A 19,518-nucleotide genomic window follows, 5' to 3' on the forward strand; every position below is an offset into this window, starting at 1 on the left:
CCCGTGACCATAGAGCCCGAGACCACAGAGACCGCGCGCACCGACATCGTCCCGGCGCGCTCCAATGCGCTGCGGGGGGCCGCAGCCGCGGATCTTCTGGCCGAGAATCTTCTGGCCGTCGACCTGACCAGCGCGACCAGCCCCATCCTGATCGAGGCGGCGGGCGTCGAGGCTCCGGCCATCCAGCTTGCGGTCGCCTGCGGGCTGCTGCTGCCGGTGGATGGGCAGGAGGGCGTCTATCAGCTCAACCCCGACTGGTTCACCGACCCGGTGGGCAAGACCGGCCAGGGAATGAGCGAGAACGCCGTCACGCTGGCCCTGGTGATCGCCCAGCTGATCGGGCAGGCCTCGGGCAGTTCGCTCGGCATTCCGGTGCGGGAGCCGGGGGCGCTGGGAACCTGGTATCCGATCAACAAGCCCGGCACCGACACGCCGAGCGGCCTCTATCTGGCGACCCAGCCGGTGTCGTCCGACAGCAACGGCAGCGGCGAGCCGCCGACGGTGTTCGGCCTCGGCGTGATGTACACCACCACGGTGACGCTGGGGACGGATGAGAAGGCGGAGCTGGATCTGGTGGCCGACGGCCCCTCCAGCATCGACCTGAAGGTCTGGGGCATGGTGCCGGTCGCCCTGCTCGGCAACGGCGGCGTCGAGGTGGTGGTCGGGCAGGCCGGCCATCCCTTCACCATGGGCTTCGAGGTCACCGGCGGCGACGGGCCGCTGATCGACGCGGCCGGCTTCTCCTTCACTGGCGTGCGGCTGACGGTCGACCTGTCGCCCGCGACCGATCCGGCGGTGAACGTCTCGCTGGTCATCACGCAGCTGACCCTGCCCACCGCGCCGGGCGCCCGCGATTTCACGCTGGCCGACCTCCAGGCGATCAGCGGCGCCGAGATCCTGGCGACGGCCGCGGCGCTGGCGGTGACGGCGCTGGGCAAGCTGGTCGGCGACCAGCCGTCGCTGTCCTACCTGCTGCCGGCGCTGGGGCTGGGCGCCAGCGTGCCGGGCGTCGACGGCGTGCTGCTGCCGATCCTGCGCTGGGACAGCTTCATCGCCCTGGCGGTGAGCGGCGGCGACGTGGCGCGGCCCTTCGTCGACTGGTTCACCGCGCTCGCCACCGACGGGCCGACCCTGTCCGCCTGGATGAAGGCGGTGGGCGGCGCCGTCGGCGGGCTGACCGGCACCGACGCCACGGTGTCGGGAAGCGGCACGCGCGACGATCCCTTCGCGGTGCCCGTCCTCAGTGTGAGCAGCGTCGGCACCCTGCGGCTGACCGCCGGCACCGGGACCGACACGGCGGGCTTGCGCCATTTTTATCCCGGTCTGGCCTTCGCCTCCACGGCGCTGGTGCTGGGCAGTTCCAGCGCCGCGGTGACCGGCAGCGCCGGGCTGGAAATCCTCGACTTCACGCTGGCCACCGGCGGCGGGGTAGAGGGCGTGGCCCCCGGCCGCTTCAAGGCCGGCATCCTGCTGGCCAACAAGGACATCGCCCAGCCGCTCTACAGCGGGACCATCCTCGGCGGCACCTACAGCTTCGGCGCGCTGGCCGGCGGCATGTCGGTCATCGTCGCTGCCGGCGGTGCCACGGTTCAGCCCGCCTTCTCGCTGCTGTCGGTGACGACGCCCACCGGCAGCTATCCCACCATCGACCTGACCCAGCCCGGCGACCTCGTCGCGGCGGCCGAGGCCGAACTGAACGCCGCCATCGGCGACGCCTTCAACGCGCTGTTCGGTCTGGGCACCGACAGCGAGGTCGGACCGTCGCTGGCGGCGCTGCTCGGCGTCGCTCCGCCGCAGGGCGCCACCGCCTGGCCGTCGTCGCTGACGCCGCCCTTCAGCCTGTCCGGCCTGCCCAATTCCATCCAGTTTCCCGTCGCGGCGCTGAGCCGCTATTGGGCGGCGCTGATCCGCGGCGACGTCGAGGTCGACGGTCAGCCGCCCTTCTATTTCATGGTGGAAGCGCTGGGCACAGTGCTGCGGCAGGTCGGCGGCAGCAGTGGCGGCGTGACCGGGTCCGGCACCGACAGCGATCCCTGGAGCATGATTCTGGGTCCGGCGGGCAGTCCGGCCGCGCTGGTCGCCTACATCGCCGACGCCCAGACCTCGAATGGTGCGGCCAAGCGGCTGGTGCTGGGCCTCGGCGTCGGCGCGACCCTGCCGATCGCCAGCAACACGCTGGACCTCGCCTTCCGCATCGAGGCGCTGGGACTCGATGCCAGCGCGGCTGCCGGCCAGGGCATCCGGTCGGCGCAGATCCTGCCGGGCATCGGCGTCTACGGCGCGCTGCCGTCCGGCGTCTCGACGCCCGCGGTGGCCGGAGCCTCGTTGCAGATCGACAAGGGCGGGCTGTCGCTTTACTGGAGCCCTTACGACGGCTGGCACTGGTCGATGTCGGTGGCGGCTCCGACCCTGGTGGTCGACGGCGTGCCGGAGCCGGTCGGCACCGACATGAACTATTCCGACGCCACCGGGCTGTCGCAGCTGGTCACCGATCAGGCCGCCACCTTCGGCGCCATCCTGACCGGGGTGCTGGGCGTGGCGCTCTACCGCGCGCAGCGCCGCGGCGGGCTGGCGCTCGACGGCTGGCTGGGGCTGCTGCCCAACCTGGGGCCGTTCATGCCGCAGGGCATCGACTGGCCCGACGGCATGCCGGTGCTGGCCCCCACCAGCTTCACCGATCCCATCGGTCAGGTGCGGGCCCAGCTGAAGGCGGTGCTGTCCACGCCGGACCGCGCCGCCGCGGTGCTGGGCCTGCTGGGCTGGGCAATCGACGGCACCGCCGAAACCGCGGCCCCCGTCGCCGGCACCGGCACCCAGCTGGATCCCTACCGGGTGCCGCTCGACGTGCCGTGGAACCTGCAAGGCACGCTGTGGCAGGATTCCGGCCAGACCATGGCGGTCCCCGGACTGTCGACGCTGCTGTCCTGCACGGCGGGCGACATCACCGCGGTGACCAGCGTGCGGCTGGACCCGATGGGCATCTCCTGGAGCACCGGCGAGCCGGTCGCCGCCTCCGGCGTTCCCGGCCTGTCGGTGCAGACTGTGCTGAGCGGCGCCAATGGCACCCTGGTCACGGTCGACGGCGTCGCCGTCGAGAGCGTGACGCTGGGCGTCGTGCTGACCATGGATCTGTCGGGCGGAACGGCGAGCTTCGCCGCGACCCCGGTCCTGGCGGCGAAGCAGACCGACGGCACGGTGATTGTGCTGGACGGTACGCTCGATCCGTCGGCCAACAGCGCCCTGCTGTCCATCGTCAACGCCGCCATCGGCGTGGCCGCCGCGGCTTTCAAGGGCGACGACACCTTCCAACTGGTCTATGGCGTCCTCGCCGACCTCGGGCTGGCGGTGCCGGCGGCCAGTGCCGACGGTCCCTACGGCATCGACCCCGGCGGCTTCACGGCGCTGGCGTCCAACCCTCTGGGCTTCCTGACCGACCGGCTGATGGCGGCGCTGGCCGACGCGACGGTGCAGCCGCTGCTGTTCCAGGCCATCGACGCGACGCTGGGATTCTCGCTGCCGGCGATGCCGGAGCCGCTGCTGGCGATGCTGGCCGGGCTCGGGCTGGTGACCGACGCGGATCACGGCTATGCCGCCAATGCCGAGGCGATCCTGGCGGTCGCCCGCGCCCCCGCTTCCCAGCTGTCGCAGCGACTGACCGCCCTGCTGTCCGATCCGGATGCCCGCTCGTCGGTCATCGCGGCGATGACGCACGGCTCGCAGAGCTTCACCGTCGGCCCCTGCACCCTGACCACGGCCAACGGCCGGATCATGACGCTGACGCTGCCGCGCGGCGGCTTCACGGTGGGATCATTCCTCGACCCCTCAATGACCGTGCGCGTCGATCTGCAAACCGGCACCATCGCCGCCACGCTGGACTGCTTCCTGCCCGATGCCGGGTTCAGCGTCCTGTCCACCCTGACCTACACGGTCGGCGGCAGCGCACCCACGGTGACGGTCTCGCTGGTCTGGGGCGACGGTTCGGTCCCGCAGCCCACGCCGCTGGTGATCTGGCCCTTCGACCAGAGCGCCTTCATCGACCAGCTCGCCGCCGTCGGTCCGGCCTATGTGCTGGCCACCTTCGTCGCCGAGGCGGTCGACGACATGCTGCTCGCCAAATATCCGCTGGCGCGCAGCCTGTTCCAGGCATTCGGACTGGCCGACCCCGATCCCGACACCGGCGTCTGGCAGATGAAGTCGGCGCTCGGGCTGTTCGAGAATCCGGTGGACTGGCTGCTGTCGGACGCGGTGGTCGGCCAGGACGGGCTGCTGAACATCGCGCAGATCCAGAAGGTGCTGGGCAGCCTGCCGTCCGGGACCGCCGGGGGGCTGACCCTGGCGCAGGCGACAGGCGGCGTGCTGCTGTCCGGCCTGCCCTATGGCTTGCAGGTGACGGTGACCGCCGACCCGGCGACCGGCCTGTTCACGGTGGCGCCGGCTCTCAGCGAGGCGATGCCGCTGCTGGCCGGGGCGGAGTTGCAGTCGATGGGCTTCGGCCTGTCGCTGACCGCCAACTACCAGCCGGGCCTGAGCGGCAGCGGCCGGCTGACCGCCGCCATCCCCGGCCTGGACCAGCCGCTGTTCCTGCAGGGCGGCTACGACAAGGGCTTCACGCTGACGGTCGGCGAGGAGGGTGACGGCAAGCCGGTGCTCGACCTCGTGCCGTTCGGCGGCTGGCAGACCTTCGTCCTCCAGGTCGCCGCCGAAGTGGCGCAGACGCTGTTGCAGACGCTGACCCAGAAGCTGCTCGACCAGCTCGCCGCCGAGGGCGATACGACGCTGACGCAGTTCGTCACGGCGCTGCGCAGCACCGCGGCCTCGCTGGACATCAACGCTCTGGTGCAGTCCCTCATTGCGGCGCAGCCCGACGCGGCGGCGCTGGAGGCGGCGGCGCTGGCATGGCTGCGCGAAAGATTGCAGCCGGAGCAGGCGGCGGCCACCGCGTCGGCCGTCGCCGGCCTGTTGCAGCTGGCGCTGAGCGGCGTGTCGAGCGACGGCGGCCTGCTGGTCTATGCGCCGTCCAAATCGGTGCCGGTCACCGTCATGGCCGGCGTGCGCACCGTCGGCGCCGAGACGCTCGCCGGCATCTGGGCGACCCTGTCGGTCACCGCCGCCGACAGCGTGGTGGTGGCGCTGGCCCCGACCGGCGTCGGCGTGCCGCTGACCGGCACGCCCGAGGCGCGCGTGCAGTTCGGGCTGTCGGCCCAGGCGATCATCGCGCTCGGCCAGGGGCCGGGCCTGACGGTGTCCTACGACAGTGCCGGCGGCGGTGTCGCGGCGGCGGTCGATCCCCTGATGAAGGCCGGCGTCTCCAGCAGCCTGAACGCCGAGCTGCTGCCGCTGCCGTTCGGCGTGGCGACGGGCGACGGCTATGCCGGCCGGCTTGAGGCGGCGCTCGCCGTCTGGCTGGAAGGGGTGATGGTGCAGGTGCTGCCGCGCTACGTCTCGGTCGTGGTGCTGAACACCCAGACGGTGGTCAGCTGGCTGAACGCACCGCTGTTCACCGGCTCGACCCTGACGGCGGGGCAGGTGCTGACCGCGTCGCAGCTTCTGGTGACCGAGGATGGGGCCTATGCGCTGAACGATCTGGCGTCGTTGCAGTCGCTCGGCGTCGAAGGCTTCCTGGCCGGCTTCCTCAAGGCGCTGACCCAGACGCAGATCCAGGTGCTATCCTTCCCCGACGGCGGCGGCATCTGGCTGGAACCCGGACCGGCGGGCAGCTATGGCGTGCGCTTCGCCGCCACCGGCCTGTCCTTGAAGCAGGTGCCCTATCTGGTCTTCCAGTTGGGCGCCACCGACACCGAATGGATCGCGCTGACCGGGGCGGACCCGTCGCAGTACCAGCCCGGCGTCGCGGCCTATCTGCCGGTCGACGGGCTGATCCCCGACTTCACCGCGGTCAAGCTGCGCCTGATCAACATCGGCGTCGATTTCCAGGGCAAGACGGGCGCGCCGCTGGTCGATTTCAGCCGCTTCCAGCTGGCGAAGATCAAGCCGCGCGGCCTGCTGACCTTCGACTTCGCCCAGTCCGCTCCGATCACCGCCTATGGCGGCGGCGTCGATGTCGAGGACATCGCCATCTCGCTGGCCCCCGACACGCTGACGCCGGGCGCCAACACCAACCCGGTCGCGCAGAACCTGCTGGGATCGGGCGACACCGCCTCGGCTGGCAATCCGGCGGCTAATCCCGGCTTCTCCATGCGTGCCGGCTGGATGTCGGGCCATGACCTGGGCGTCGACCTGTACGACAGCAGCGGCAGCAGCCAGACGCGCATCTGGCTGCCGGTGCAGCGCAGCTTCGGCCCGGTCCATGCCAACAAGGTCGGCATCGGCTGGGACAACCCGACCAAGATCGGCAGCGTCCTGTTCGACGGCGGCCTGACGCTGGCCGGGCTGGACGTCGAGCTGATCGACCTGTCGGTGAGCGTGAACGTCACCCAGATCACCGACTACAGCCAGTACAGCCTGGATCTGGCGGGATTGTCGGTGTCGTTCAGCGGCGGTTCGGTCAGCGTGTCGGGCGGGCTGCTGAAGCAGAACGACCCGCTGCGCTACGACGGCCAGCTTCTGGTCAAGGCGGGCAGCTTCTCGCTCTACGCCGTCGGCTCCTTCGCGCTGATCCCGGTCGATCCGGACAAGCCCGACGGCGACAAGGCGGTGTCCTTCTTCGTCTTCCTGAACCTGAACGCGCCGCTGGGCGGCGTGCCGGCCTTCTTCGTCAACGGCGTGGCCGGCGGCTTCTCGGTCAACCGCAACATCATCGTTCCCGATGCCGGGAACATCATGTCCTTCCCGCTGATCCAGGGCGCCATTTCCCAGGCGACCTTCGGCAGCGACCCGACGCCGGCCAGCGCGCTCGCCGTGCTGTCGCAGGACGTCTACCCGCAGATCGGCAGCTATTGGGTCGCCGCCGGCCTGAAATTCTCCAGCTTCCAGATCCTCGACGTCTTCGCCATGCTGCTGGTAAAGTTCGGGCGGGAGTTCGAGATCGACGTCATCGGCGTCGCCACCGCCACCCTGCCGCCGCAGGTCTCGCCCTCCTCGGCGCTGGCCTACATCGAGCTGGCGCTGGTCGCCTCGTTCAAGCCGGACGAGGGCGAGATCTCGGTCACCGCCCAGCTCACCCCCAGCTCGTTCCTGCTGGCGAAGGACTGCAAGCTGACCGGCGGCTTCGCCGCGAAATTCTGGTTCGGCTCGAACCCCTATGCCGGCGACTTCGTCATCACGCTGGGCGGCTACAACCCGTCCTTCCAGCCGCCGGACCATTACCCCAACGTGCCGCGGCTGGGCTTCGACTGGCCGGTGCTGAGCACGTCGGTCATGACGGTCGGCGTGTCGGGCGGCACCTATTTCGCCCTGACGCCGTCGATGATCATGGCCGGCGGCTATCTGAAGGCGCTGTTCAAGGCCGGGCCGCTCAAGGCCTGGTTCAACGCCGGGGCCGACTTCCTGATCGCCTGGCAGCCCTTCTATTACTATGCCGGGGTGCAGGTGTCGGTCGGCGTGTCCTTCGGCTTCGAGGTCGCCGGCGTCAAGGTGACGCTGACCGCCGAGCTGGGGGCCGGGCTGGAGCTGTGGGGGCCGCCCACCGCCGGCAAGGTCAAGGTCAGCTGGTACGTCATCTCCTTCACCATCCCCTTCGGCGACCAGGATCAGGACCTGTCCAGCACCCAGCCGCTGAGCTGGGAGGAGTTCGAGGCGCGGATGCTGCCGCAGCCGGACTCGCAGACGGCTCCACAGGCTTCCGCGCGCGCGGCGTCGATGATGCTGGCGGCGGCGGAGGGGGACGGCACCTCCTCCGGCAACACGGACGGTGCGGACGCCACCCAGGTGGTCGTCAACATCCAGGTCAGCAGCGGCCTGCTGAGCGATACCGGTGAGTTCGGGCCGACGGTCCAGTCCGCCCCCTTCGCCATCGACCTGCGGTCGGTGATGCCGGCCTCGACCGTCACCGTGGCGGAGTCCAGCTATCAGGCCTCCAGCCCGTCGCTCGGCATTCCGCCGATGGATCTGCCGGACATCGCGACCGGGATGGCCGTCACGCTGGAATCGCAGGACGATCAGGGGGTCTGGACCACCCTGTCCATCGACCGGCCCGGCCTGACGCCGGCAACCCTGTCGGGCGGTGCGGCGGCGGCAATGTGGTCGACGCAGGCCTTCGACCCGGTGGGCAAGCCGTCCTCCGACTTCATCGCCGGTGCCGCCTTCGGCATGACCCTGGCCGCCACCGGCGACCATGTGGTCGACACGCTGGAGCCGATGGACCTGCTCACCTCCTTCGGCTACGAGCAGGCCGACCCGCTGCCGCTGCCCTTCGCCGTCACCCCCGTCTACACCGCACCGGCGGCGCTGTCGCAGGACGGCCGCTTCGCCGTTCTGATGGGAAGCATCATGGCGCCGACGCCCTCGACCCTGCGCAGCCAGGTGATGCAGGCGCTTGAGGACGCCCAGGTCGCGGTCATCGTCGACCAGAACCTGTCGGTGATGGCGAGCTTCGCCGACCAGATCTTCCAGGCGGCGCCCAGCCTCGCCAAGCTCGGCTTCGACCTTGCGACCTCCGGTCCGCAGGCGCTGGCGGCGCCGCAGCCCAAGCGCGCCGCCCGGGTTGCGGCGGTGGAGGCACCGCTCGCCCCGCGGCTGCTCGGCACCTCGCAGGCCTACGCGCTGCCCGCAGCGGCGCCGCGGCGCATCCAGTCGGCCAGCGCTGCGGCTGTCGGTGCGGCCGGGGGGAGCGCCCGCAAGGGATCGGTGCTGCTGCCGACGCCGCGGGTGACGATGCGCTGGGCCGATGCCGACGTCCGCCCGACGCGCGGCGGTGCCCGGACGCTCGCCGGTACAGGGACCGCGCCGTCCGCCATCGAGGCCGGCCTCAGCCTCCAGCCGGGATCCGTCGCGGTGTTCGATGCCGGACGGGGGGCGGGAGCGCCGATGCTGGAACTGACGGGCGGAACCCCGGTGATGGTCCACGCCTTCGACAAGGCCGGCCGCATCCTGTCCAGCCGTCTGGTCTCGCCGGCCGGCAGCACTGCCGAGGCTTTGCCCGAAGACACCGCCCAGGTGACGCTGGTCGGGGTGGACAGTGCCGGAACGGCGGCGGTCGCGGGCTGGAACCGGCACAGCACGCTGGTCCAGGCCGGCCGTTACACCCTGCTCGGCAGCGGCTGCACCGTGCGGCCCCAGGCCGGACCGCGCCCGCAGCGCGGCTCGCGCGATGCGGCACCAATTGCTGCACGGGGGCCGGTGGAAGGGGCGGCGATGCTGACCCGCAACCGCATCCAGACCGGTGTCGGCAGCACCGCGCCGGGCTGGGTGGAGACCGTCTTCGGCCACACCGTCGGGACCGTCGCGGTGGTGCTGGACCGCAGGGCGGATGCCGATGCGGTGACGGTGAAGATCGCCGCGACCGGTTCCCCCTGGACGGTCGAGTACGGCGTCGCGGCGACCCCGGTGGCCCGGATCGCGGCCGGCGACGGCACCATCCTGCTCTACGACGCGTCGTCGTTCACGGCGGTGCCCGCCGAAGCCGCCGGTGACGGCGAGCGGCATGCCGTCCTGGTGCGCGGCGTCGAGGGGCTGGCCGGCGTCTACGGGCTGGCCGGCGTCTACGGGCTGGCCGGCACGCCGGCCGAGGTGGAGGCCGGCTGGGACGGGCTGTCGCTCCCGGCGCTGGGACGCAGCGTGGCGCCGCGTCCGGGCCTGGGCCAAGGCCTGGGACAAGCCGGATCGGCGAAGGCCGGCAGCCCGACCCTGCTGCGGTTCGTCCGTAGCGAGGCGGCGTAGGGGTGCGGGTGCCCCCGCCCCGGCGGGGTGGGGGCGATTGGCAGGACAGGTTCGTGAGGAAGGGGATCCCACATGTCGAACGCGATCGCGCTGGCCGGTGACGGCGACGCGCTGCAACCCGGCCAGATCCGGTTCAGCCAGGCGGCCCTGCCGCCGCTGCCTGCCGGGACCTATCGGCTGAGCGCCACCCAGACCGTGGATGGCATCAAGGATCAGGACACGCCCCCCACCTACACGGCGGTGCAGACCTTGCAGATCCAGGGGCCGCGCTTCGCCCTGGCGCCCGGCGACCTGCAATCGGTGATGCCGCCGGCCAACCAGACGGGCTCCTGGGAGAACACGCTGCCCAATGTGGTGCTGCGCCGGCGCACGCTGCCGTGGGAACGCACGCTGGACGGCAGCGTCCCGCCGGCGGACAGCGTTCCGGCGCCGTGGATCGGCCTGCTCACGGTGACCGCCGCCGAGCTGGGCGGCGATGCCGGCTCGGTCGCCGCCCCCTCGCCCGTGCACAGCGGGACGGTGTCCGATCTGGTCCAGCCGACGAACCCGGCGGTGTTGGGACCGCAGCTGTCGGGCGTCTCGCAGGCCGAGATGCAGACGGGCCTGCTGCTGCTGGATTTGCCGGTGGCGCTGTTCCAGTCGGTGGCCCCGACGCTGGCCGACCTGTCCTGGCTGGCCCATGTGCGCGAGGTCAACACCGATCACAAGGAGATCCTGGGGCTCGACGAGGATGGCACCTTCTCCATCGTCGTCGGCAACCGGACGCTTCAGCCGGGGGCGGTGAATTACCTGTTCCTGGTCTCGCTGGAGGGGCACCAGGACCATCTGGCCGGCAGCACCATTCCCTCCACCTACACCACCATCCGCTTCGCGTCGCTGGCGTGGTGGAAGGTGCAGGCCGATGTGTCGAAGGGCGACTTCATCGAGATCATGCAGGCCCTGCCCGACAATGGCGGCGTCGATCTGGTGCAGATGCCCCATTTGCCGATCCCGGCCTCCGGCAACGGCAACGGTTCGGGGGACGCCGACGACCCGTCCTCCATCGCCGCCATGGGGCTCGGGATGGGCTATGTGCCGCTGACCTACCGCATGCGGGTGGGCGAGCAGGCGACGGCCTGGTATCGCGGCCCGGCCAGTGCGGTGCCGACCAAGGCCGACGGGCTGGGACCGTTCGTCTTCAGCGATCAGGCGATCCGCTACGACCCGACCACGGCGCTGTTCGACGTGTCGCAGGCCGCAGCCTGGCAGATCGGCCGGCTGCTCGCCCTGTCGGACTCCACCTTCGCCCGCCTGATGTTCCTGTGGCGCAAGGAGTTCCACCAGGCGGTCGCCGCCAATGTGGTGCTCGGGCAGGTCGCCGATGCGCTGCCGGTCACGGCGGAGACGATGCGCGCGCTGCCGGCCGCCGGGCCGGGGAGCGGCGGGCGCACGTTGGCCCTCTCGCACCAGACCGCCGCCGTGGCGCTGGCCGAAGCGTTCGCCGGGCTGGCGGGGCGGGCGGCGGTGGTTCCCGCCGCCGACGGCGGAAGCCTGTCCGGCATTCCCCGCCGGATCCGCCGCGAGGACCGGCCGCCGGTCGCGGCGGCTCCCGGCCTGCAAAGTAACGGCCTGCGGAGTGCCGGCGTGAAGGCTGCCGCTGCCGCGGAGTCCGCGGCGGGCGCCGCCGATCCGCTGGAGGCGCTGCTCGACCACGTATTCGGCCCTTCCGCGGAGTGATCGTCATGGACCGTGCCATCAGCAACCGCGCCGCCACCTTGCAGGCGCTCATCGACACGGCGACCGCCCCGGCGCTGGCCGCGCTGCGCTCCGGCCCGGCGCACGCCCGCGTCGCCCTGCCGGCCGCCGTCGCTCCCGCCGCCTCCGGTGCGGCGGCCACGCAGCCCACCGTCGAGCTGCCGGACCCGCCTCCCGCCGTCATCGACTGGCTGGCCCGCGCGGCGCTGCTCTACGGCGTGCCGTTCGAGTACATCACGCCCGACGGGCGGATGCTGCCCAAGGAGTCGATCCGCTTCTTCTATGTCGACCTCAACTGGATCCACCGGCTGCTGGAGGGCGCGGTGAGCATCGGGCTGTCGACCAGCGCCGATTCCGTGCAGATGATGGCGACCATCGAACAGCTGGTCGATCAGGCGCTGTCGCACAGCTCGACGGTGCGTCCGTCGCTGCGCGCCAAGGCGACCAGCGGCCACAGCCGCGCCGGTGCCGCGCTGAAGGCCGCCGCGGCCCAATCCAGCGCCGACGGCGGAACGGCGACCGGTCCGATCACCGGGCTGCTGATCCGCTCTGCCGCGGTTTCCGGCTGGCCGGGGGTGGAGGTCAGCGCCTATGCCGACGATGCCGCCACCCAGAAGCTGCCGCTCCTGCGGCTCGACCGCCTGTCGGACGATGTGCTGATCGCCCTGTTCGACGGGCTGCCCCGGGTGGTGAACTTCCTCCAGCCGCCGGAAAGCCTGCATTTCGGCGTCCGTCCGACCACCAGCTTCGCCAGCGGCTACATGAGCTTCCTGCGCGGACTCGGCTATGGCGGCTATCCCGCCGGCCAGCAGATCCAGGGCCAGCAGGCGGCGGTCTCCATGCGCAGCGGTGCGGCGGCCGGCGTGCTCGACGTCGCCACCTCGGCCGCGTCGCTTCAGACGGCCATGAAGACGCTGGGCGCGCTGGACAGCGCCGGCACCTTCACCGCCGCCGAGTTCGCCGTGCAGATGGTGCGGGCGGCCGGCATGCAGTCCTTCCAATGGGGCGTTACCGCCCCAACGGGCCAGTGGGGCGTCAGCGCCCCGGCCGAAGCCACCGCCCCCGCCGTGGGCCGGATCGCGGGTTGATCGGAGCGCAGACCATGACGGATATCCAGTCCAACACCGCCGCCGCCTCTGCCGCTGCCGCGTCCGACACCATCGTCGATCCGCTGTGGCCCGGTCCCAGCCTGTTCGTGCCGATCGGCATCGAATGCCTGCTGGTCGGCGTTCCCAACCAGCAGGGCAGCTGGGCTGAGCTCGCCATCGACTACCGCAAGGTCCCGGCGAACGTCGATCCCGAGCCGCAACCCTTCCAGCTCCGTCCCACCAACGCCCCGCCCGGCACCGGCGCCCATTTGCAGGCGACCCTGCCGATGGGCTACCGCCAGGGCCAGCAGCAGCCCGACGGATCGGTCCTGTTCCCGCCGATCCCGAACCGCTGGCTGGTGGCCCGCTCGGTGGTCGCCACGCCCGGCACCGCTCCGGTGTTCACCGTGTGGGTGCTGCAGGGCGATTTCCTGGGCGACATGGGGGAGGGCAGCAACACCTATCCCGATCCCGTCCAGACCGGCAACACCCAGTGGGTCGGCCGCGCCTTCACCTTCGACAATTGGACCAATCCCGCCGGTCCGGCGCAGCCGCTGCTGCGGTCGGTCGGGCCGGGCTCCGTCAGCTGGGTCGTCACCTACGACAACACGCTGAACGTCCTGAGCTTCTACGACAGCCTGTCGGACGTGTCCTCGGGCAGCGTCACCTACGCCATGCTCGGCTGGTACAGCCCCTCGGGCTTCGATCCGCTGCTGGGCGTCACCGATGCCGACCCGCAGGGCTTCACCACCGAGGACGAGTGGCAATCGATCCTGAACACGCTGCTGCTCAACGTCCATGGCGAGTCCGGGCTGGCGGCGGCGGAGGCGGCCTGGCAGGACTGGCAGGCGGCCAATCCGATCAGCGGGGGTGCGACCATCCCGGCGATCCAGATGCAGCTCGCCAGCCAGACGCTGTGCCATGGCATGGTGTTCGGCATGGCGTGGAACGGACCGCAGCAGAGCTACCCGCGCGACCTGGTGCTGAACGGCCAGAATCCGGTGTCGGTCGCCGTCGGCGGCACCGGCGTCGAGGCGATTGCCGCCTGGATGGCCACCATCCTGAACCAGCCCGATCTGGAGGATTTGATCCTCGCGGTGCAGCAGGATCTGGTGTTCGACTATCTCCAGCAGCCCTCGGTGTTCGCCACCCGGACGCTGGAGGCGCGCTTCGCCAAGGCCGACGGCGGCACCGTCTGGCTGGTGGCGCGGCCCGACTACGATCCCTCCGACCGCGGCCGGACCCTGCAGACGGTGGACCTGTCGCCGGCCCAGACCCAGGCGCTGACCGCGCTGAACGACGATCAGGCGGCGCTCGACGGCACCAGCCAGCTGATCGCCTCGAATGTCTGGCAGCTCTTCGCGCTGGTCTACAAGCTCCAGCAGCTCGGCCCCTTCTCGCCGGATACCCAGACGGTCCAGGACGCCATCGACGCCGTCATGGCCACCCTGACGACGCTCGACGCCCAGCGCACCGTCCAGGCCGCCGCCGTCGAGACCGACAAAACGGCGCTGCTGGGCCTGCTCGGCAGCGAATTCGTGCTGTCCAGCAACGGGAACACGCGGTTCCACGCCCCGGCGGCGACGACGGTCATGGTGGCCGGCGCCCAGCAGGACACCCGCCTGCTGCCTCCCGGAACCGACGGCGGCCCCGAGGACAGCCTATTCAGCCGCTTCACCGGCCAGACGGTGTCGGCGCTGACGGTGATCGAGCCGGTCGGCGGCACCACCCAGACCATCGATGCCAACGATCTCACCAGCCGCGTCCCCACCCTGCCGCCGGCCAGTTCCGGCGTGCCGAAGGAGATGACCGACTATCTGGTCGAGGTGATGCTGTTCGACACCTCGAACGCGCGCTTCCTGGCCGCCATCGCCTATCAGAAGGCCGGGGTCACGCCGACATCCGCGCAGCTGGACACGCTGGCCGCCACCATCGCCGCCCAGCAGACCGCACCGTGGAACGCCACCCCCGCCACCCCCTACACCGAGGAGACGGTGGGGGCCGCCGTCGGCTTCACCGGCGTCGTGCCGCTGAAGCGGTCGGTTCTGCCCTGGTCGCCGCCCTGGACGCCGCTCTACATCGACTGGCAGGTCACCTGGTATCCGACCGCCGCCGCCGCCGCCGGCATGCTCGACGGCTGGACGCTGGAGGGGTTCGACTACAGCTGGACCGGCACCGCCATCGGCACCGCGAGCGAGACCATCAGCGGCCGGTCGCTGGTGGGCACCCAGATCGCCGCCGGGCTGGCGGAGAAACTGAACGATCTGGTCACGCTCAATCCCAATTTCGACGAGCTGCCGCAGTATCAGCAGGACGCCCTGACCCAGGCCGCCGCCGACATCGCCGAGTATGACATCGTCACCGAGGCGCTGAGCGGCTTCGGCGGCTTCATGCTGATGCAGCAGGGCCAGATGACGGAGCTGACCAGCGACGACCCGGCGGTCGAATCCTGGCTGGAGCTGGCGCCGTCCGTCGTGCCGCTGCCGGGCAGCGGGACCGACGGCAGCGCGCCGGGCTTCTACCCGGTTCGGTCCGGCCATTACGTCATCAACCAGCTCTGGGTGGTGGACGCCTTCGGACAGATCCTGCGCACCACCAACCCCGGCGAGGACGTGCTGCCGATCCGCTCCAAGAGCGTCGCCACCCCCGACGCCGGCGGCCAGGACAACAAGCGCTTCGTCCAGGTGGCGCCGCGCATCCAGCAGCCGGCCCGCGTGGCGCTGACCCTGCTGGACGCCGAGGACGATGCGATACCCACCAACTCGTCCAACCTGACCAGCCCGGTCGCCGGCTGGCTGCTGCCCAACCATCTGGACAACAGCGTGCAGGTATTCGCCGCCGACGGGACGCCGCTGGGCGAGATCCTGCCGGTGGAGACCGACAACGGCCGCGGCATCCGCTGGGATCCAGCGCCGGGGCTGAACCTGCCTCTGGGGTCGCCGCCGGCCATCGGCAACGCCCATCTTCTCGGCTTCGTGCAGGGGCTGCTGGCCCAGGGGCCGGTCTCCGGCGATCAGGCGTTGCAGGATCTGCTGGACGTGATCGACGTCACGCTGTGGCGCACCACGGCGACGCCGCAGCCGGACGGCGACAATCTCGCGGTGCTGATCGGGCAGCCGGTGGCGGTGGTGCGGGCGGACATCGCCCTTCATCTCGACGGCGACCCGGCCTACGACCAGTCCTGGGCGGCCACCAGCCAGAACGACGACGGCGGCGTCACCGCCATGCCCTTCCCCGTCTATGTCGGCGACATCGCCTATGACGGCAACGGTGCGCTCGGCTTCTTCCTCGACGACGATTACTCGCTGCTGAATCCGCTGCGCGGCTTCGACACCGCCTTCGGCACCGTGCGCCGCGCCCTGTCCTCGCGGACCGGCAACCCGCGCAGCAACCTCGGCAGGGCGATGGCGCGGCTGCCGGCTTTGCTGGCGGCGGACAGCCCGGCCACGACCTCGGGCTATCTGAACCCCGACCCGTCCTTCACCCTGCTGCCCGACGGGCCGGTCCACCGGCTGACGGTGCTGATGGACCCGCGCGGGTCCATCCCCGCCGTCTCGGGCATCCTGCCGGTGGAGACGGTCTCGCTGCCGCCGGGGGTCGTTTCGGCGATGAACACCCTGCTGGCGACCTTCCGTGTCGGCCCACTGCTGATCGACCCGCGCGAGGTGCAGATGCCGCTGCCCGGCAACGTCTCCGGCACCTGGTCGTGGATCGCCAGGACCGGCGTCACCGTGTGGGAGACGGTCGCGAACCTGAAGAGCAGCCAGCCCCAGGCGCTTCTGCCGACGGCCATACCGGCGGCGCGCGAAGGCTGGCTGGGGCTGGTTCCCACCCCCTCCAGCAGCCAGTCCGGCGGCTCGCCCATGACGACCCGGGCCGTCGCCGACCAGAAACTCGCCCACATGCAGTTCCACGAGAGGTACAAAGCCATGGCAGCGGCCCCCACAGCGACCACGCCGCCCTATTACCAATACCGGTTCGACCCCAACAGTCTGATCGTCGGCGCGACGACCGCGCCGACGCTGACCGTCACTAACCCCAACGCGACGACCGCGCTGACGGGCACCCAGACCATCTACGTCAAGATTCCGGTGGGCAGCGGCGCCGACGCCATCGCCACCAGCCTGGGCGGGGTTTCGGTGACCACCAGCACCCCGACGTGGCTGGCCCTGCCCTTCTTCAGCACCAACCCGCCCTACATCAAGCTGACCGGCCCGGCCCTGGCGGCGGGAGCAAGCCTGTCGGTCTACTTCAACAATCTGGTGGTCAACGATGCGGTCGGCACCGCCGCCTTCCCGATCCAGGAAAGCTTCACCGGCGGCGGCACCACGGCCGTCACCATCGCCAAAACCAACCAGCCGCTGGCGATCCAGCAATTCTACACCAACCCCATCACCGTCGCGCAGGGGCAGTCGACGACGCTGAACTGGACGGTTTCGGGCGGCAGCTACGTGCTGATCCAGCCCGGCAACATCAAGCGCCCGGTGCAGGGCAGCAGCTTCACCGACAGTCTGCAGATGCCGGTGTCGCAGGCACAGACGATCTACACGCTCCAGCTCTACACCGACGACCGTCAGTTCAAGCAGGACGTCACCACCGCCTATCTCGGGCCGGTCAGCGCCACGCTGTCCTGCGATCCCAGCGGCCCGATCGACACCGACGCCAGCGCGGTGTTGAACTGGAGCAGCACCTACGCCGTCACCCCGCTCTATCTGTCCACCCCCAGCGGTGCGCAGCGCGTCGGCGCCCAGGGGCAGCAGACCGTGGTTCCCGGCAGCTACCTGACCGGCAACCAGTCCAGCGTGACCTTCTCGTTGCAGGCTCTGGGCTATCAGGGGCCGGTCAACCGGACGGCGACGGTCACCTTCAACCCGGTGCGGATCCGCTGGTTCCGCTACACCGACTCCACCCTGACCCAGGTCACCTACAACGTGGTCAATCCGTCTCCCGGATCGCCGACCGTGAGCAGCAGCGGTCAGGACTATACGCTGACCGCCTATGGTCCGGGTGCGGGAAGCGGGCCGCTGGTCGCCCATCTCGGTCCGGGGCCGTATCTCCAGGTCCAGCTCCTCAGCGCGACGCCGAGCCCGGCCACCCCGGGCGCCACCGTGACGGTCAGCTACCAGACATTGAACGCGACGTCGGCAACCCTGGCAATCGGCAACCAATCCGCGATATCGGTTCCGCTCGACACGATAAAACAGACGGGACAGACAACCATTACAGCGCCATCGGCCTCGACTGTGCTAACATTGACCATCTCCGGTAACGGACAGGCGCCGGTCTCCAGCGAGCTGGACCTGCCGGTCACCACCGGCTGACCCGGCCCGCGCCGCCATCCTGATCCCTGATCCCTGATCCCTGATCCCCGATACCCGATCGACCTCAACCGAAGGAACGCCGATGCCCGACTCCACCCCCTTCGCCGACAGCCCGGTCTGGGGCGGTATCAAGGACTGTATCGTCAAGGTCGTGCCCAGCCTGCGTGAGACCGAGTTCACTCCCGACACCCGCTTCGACCGGCTGGGGCTGGCGTCGATCCAGGTCATCACCATCACCTTCGAGATCGAGGAGCTGTTCGGCGTCGGCATCGTCGACGAGGGGCTGGATGTCTTCGAGACCTGCGGCGAGCTGGAGGTGCTGGTCCGGCGTCTGGCCGCCACCAGAGAGGTGACGGCATGACAGGCGGTCGGTACCGCCGCCCCGACGGCTCGCACCGGGTGGTGGTGACCGGCGTGGGCGCCGTCACCGGCTTCGGCGTCGGCCTTCCCGCCTTCTGGCAGGGCGTGACCGAGGCGCGCACGGCCATCCAGCCCACCCGCCGGACCTTCGAGGCGATGGAGGTCGTCCGTCCGGCCGCGACCGTCGCCGGCTACCGGCCGCTGGATCATTTCAGCGAGGCGCAGCTGCTGACCTGCGAACCCTTCGTGCAGTATGCGCTGCTGGCGGCCCGGGAGGCCATCGCCGGGGCCGGCCTGACCTCCGTCGACCTGACCGATGCGGCCATCGTGCTCGGCTGCGGCGGCGGCGGCGAGATCTCGCGCGAAGAGACGGCCATCCATCTGTTCGCCAACCGCCGGCCGCGCGCCCATCCGACCACGGTGCCGCGCACCAACCATCAGGCCGCCTGCGGCATGATCGCCATCGAGCATGAAATCCTCGGGCCGTCCTTCGTCATCGCCACCGGCTGCGCCTCGGGGTCGCACGCCATCTCGCAGGCGACGACGATGGTGCGTCACGGCTATGCCGAACGCGCGCTGACCGGCGGGACCGAAGCCAACGTCATCTATGCGGTGATGCGCGCCTTCGACGCGGCCCGGACCATCGCCTCCGACACCTGCCGCCCCTTCTCCACCGGCCGCTCCGGGCTGGCGCTGGGCGAAGGCTCCGGCATCCTGGTCATCGAGACGATGGAGTCCGCCGACAGGCGCGGCGCCCCGGTGCTGGCGGAGATCGCCGGTTTCGGCATGTCGAGCGACGCCACCGACACCGTGCAGCCGACGATCCGCGGCCCGGTCCGGGCGGTGATGCAGGCCCTGGCCGACGCCGGGCTCAACACCGATGAGATCGGCTATCTCAGTGCCCACGGCACCGGGACACCGCTGAACGACCGGGTGGAAACGGCGGTGGCCCATGCGGTGTTCGGTCCCCATGCGGCGCGGCTGATGATGTCCTCCACCAAATCGCAGATCGGCCACACCTTCGGCGCCGCCGGTGCGCTGGAGCTGATCGCCACCATCCTCGGCCTCGCCCGTGGCGTGGTGCCGCCGACCGTCAATTACCAGGGCGCCGACCCCGACTGCGACATCGACTGCGTTCCCAACGAGGCGCGCGCCCATCGCTTCGACGCCGCCGTCTCGCAGTCCTTCGCCTTCGGCGGCGTCAATGCGGCGATTGCCGTGCGGGCGGTGTGAGGCGG

Annotated in this window: 6 protein-coding genes; all 6 read left to right on the plus strand. The window is 70.7% G+C overall.

Annotated features, from left to right (window positions below; all coding sequences use genetic code 11):
• Positions 1–3: 3 nt before the first annotated feature.
• The 6 genes from ABNQ38_RS03430 (at position 4) to ABNQ38_RS03455 (ending at position 19,513) form a co-directional block, all read left to right on the plus strand.
• Entirely contained in the window at positions 4–9,777 is a 9,774-nt protein-coding gene (locus ABNQ38_RS03430) for a DUF6603 domain-containing protein (RefSeq protein ID WP_377805709.1), read from the plus strand.
• Positions 9,778–9,849: 72 nt separating this feature from the next.
• The gene (locus ABNQ38_RS03435) at positions 9,850–11,493 is read left to right on the plus strand and encodes a hypothetical protein (RefSeq protein ID WP_377805710.1); all 1,644 of its coding nucleotides are present in this window, start codon (positions 9,850–9,852) and stop codon (positions 11,491–11,493) included.
• Between the two features lie 5 nt (positions 11,494–11,498).
• On the plus strand, positions 11,499–12,599 hold the full coding sequence (locus ABNQ38_RS03440; protein WP_377805711.1) for a hypothetical protein: 1,101 nt from the start codon (positions 11,499–11,501) through the stop codon (positions 12,597–12,599).
• 14 nt (positions 12,600–12,613) lie between these two features.
• Positions 12,614–17,920: a hypothetical protein gene (locus ABNQ38_RS03445; protein WP_377805712.1), complete on the plus strand. Its 5,307-nt coding sequence runs from the start codon at positions 12,614–12,616 to the stop codon at positions 17,918–17,920.
• 82 nt (positions 17,921–18,002) lie between these two features.
• Positions 18,003–18,281: an acyl carrier protein gene (locus ABNQ38_RS03450; RefSeq protein ID WP_109047467.1), complete on the plus strand. Its 279-nt coding sequence runs from the start codon at positions 18,003–18,005 to the stop codon at positions 18,279–18,281.
• The gene (locus tag ABNQ38_RS03455; protein ID WP_377805713.1) at positions 18,278–19,513 is read left to right on the plus strand and encodes a beta-ketoacyl-[acyl-carrier-protein] synthase family protein; all 1,236 of its coding nucleotides are present in this window, start codon (positions 18,278–18,280) and stop codon (positions 19,511–19,513) included. The genes ABNQ38_RS03450 and ABNQ38_RS03455 overlap by 4 nt, the downstream gene beginning before the upstream one ends.
• The last annotated feature ends 5 nt before the right edge of the window (positions 19,514–19,518 follow it).

The organism is Azospirillum sp. A29 (assembly GCF_042604625.1).
GTDB classification, from domain to species: Bacteria; Pseudomonadota; Alphaproteobacteria; order Azospirillales; family Azospirillaceae; genus Azospirillum; species Azospirillum palustre.

What these genes read in the sequence shown, in the direction of transcription:
- ABNQ38_RS03435 (WP_377805710.1), top strand. Translation starts at nt 9,850, where the DNA reads ATGTCGAACGCGATCGCGCTGGCCGGTGACGGCGACGCGCTGCAACCC.
- ABNQ38_RS03440 (WP_377805711.1), top strand. Translation starts at nt 11,499, where the DNA reads ATGGACCGTGCCATCAGCAACCGCGCCGCCACCTTGCAGGCGCTCATC.
- ABNQ38_RS03445 (WP_377805712.1), top strand. Translation starts at nt 12,614, where the DNA reads ATGACGGATATCCAGTCCAACACCGCCGCCGCCTCTGCCGCTGCCGCG.
- ABNQ38_RS03450 (WP_109047467.1), top strand. Translation starts at nt 18,003, where the DNA reads ATGCCCGACTCCACCCCCTTCGCCGACAGCCCGGTCTGGGGCGGTATC.
- ABNQ38_RS03455 (WP_377805713.1), top strand. Translation starts at nt 18,278, where the DNA reads ATGACAGGCGGTCGGTACCGCCGCCCCGACGGCTCGCACCGGGTGGTG.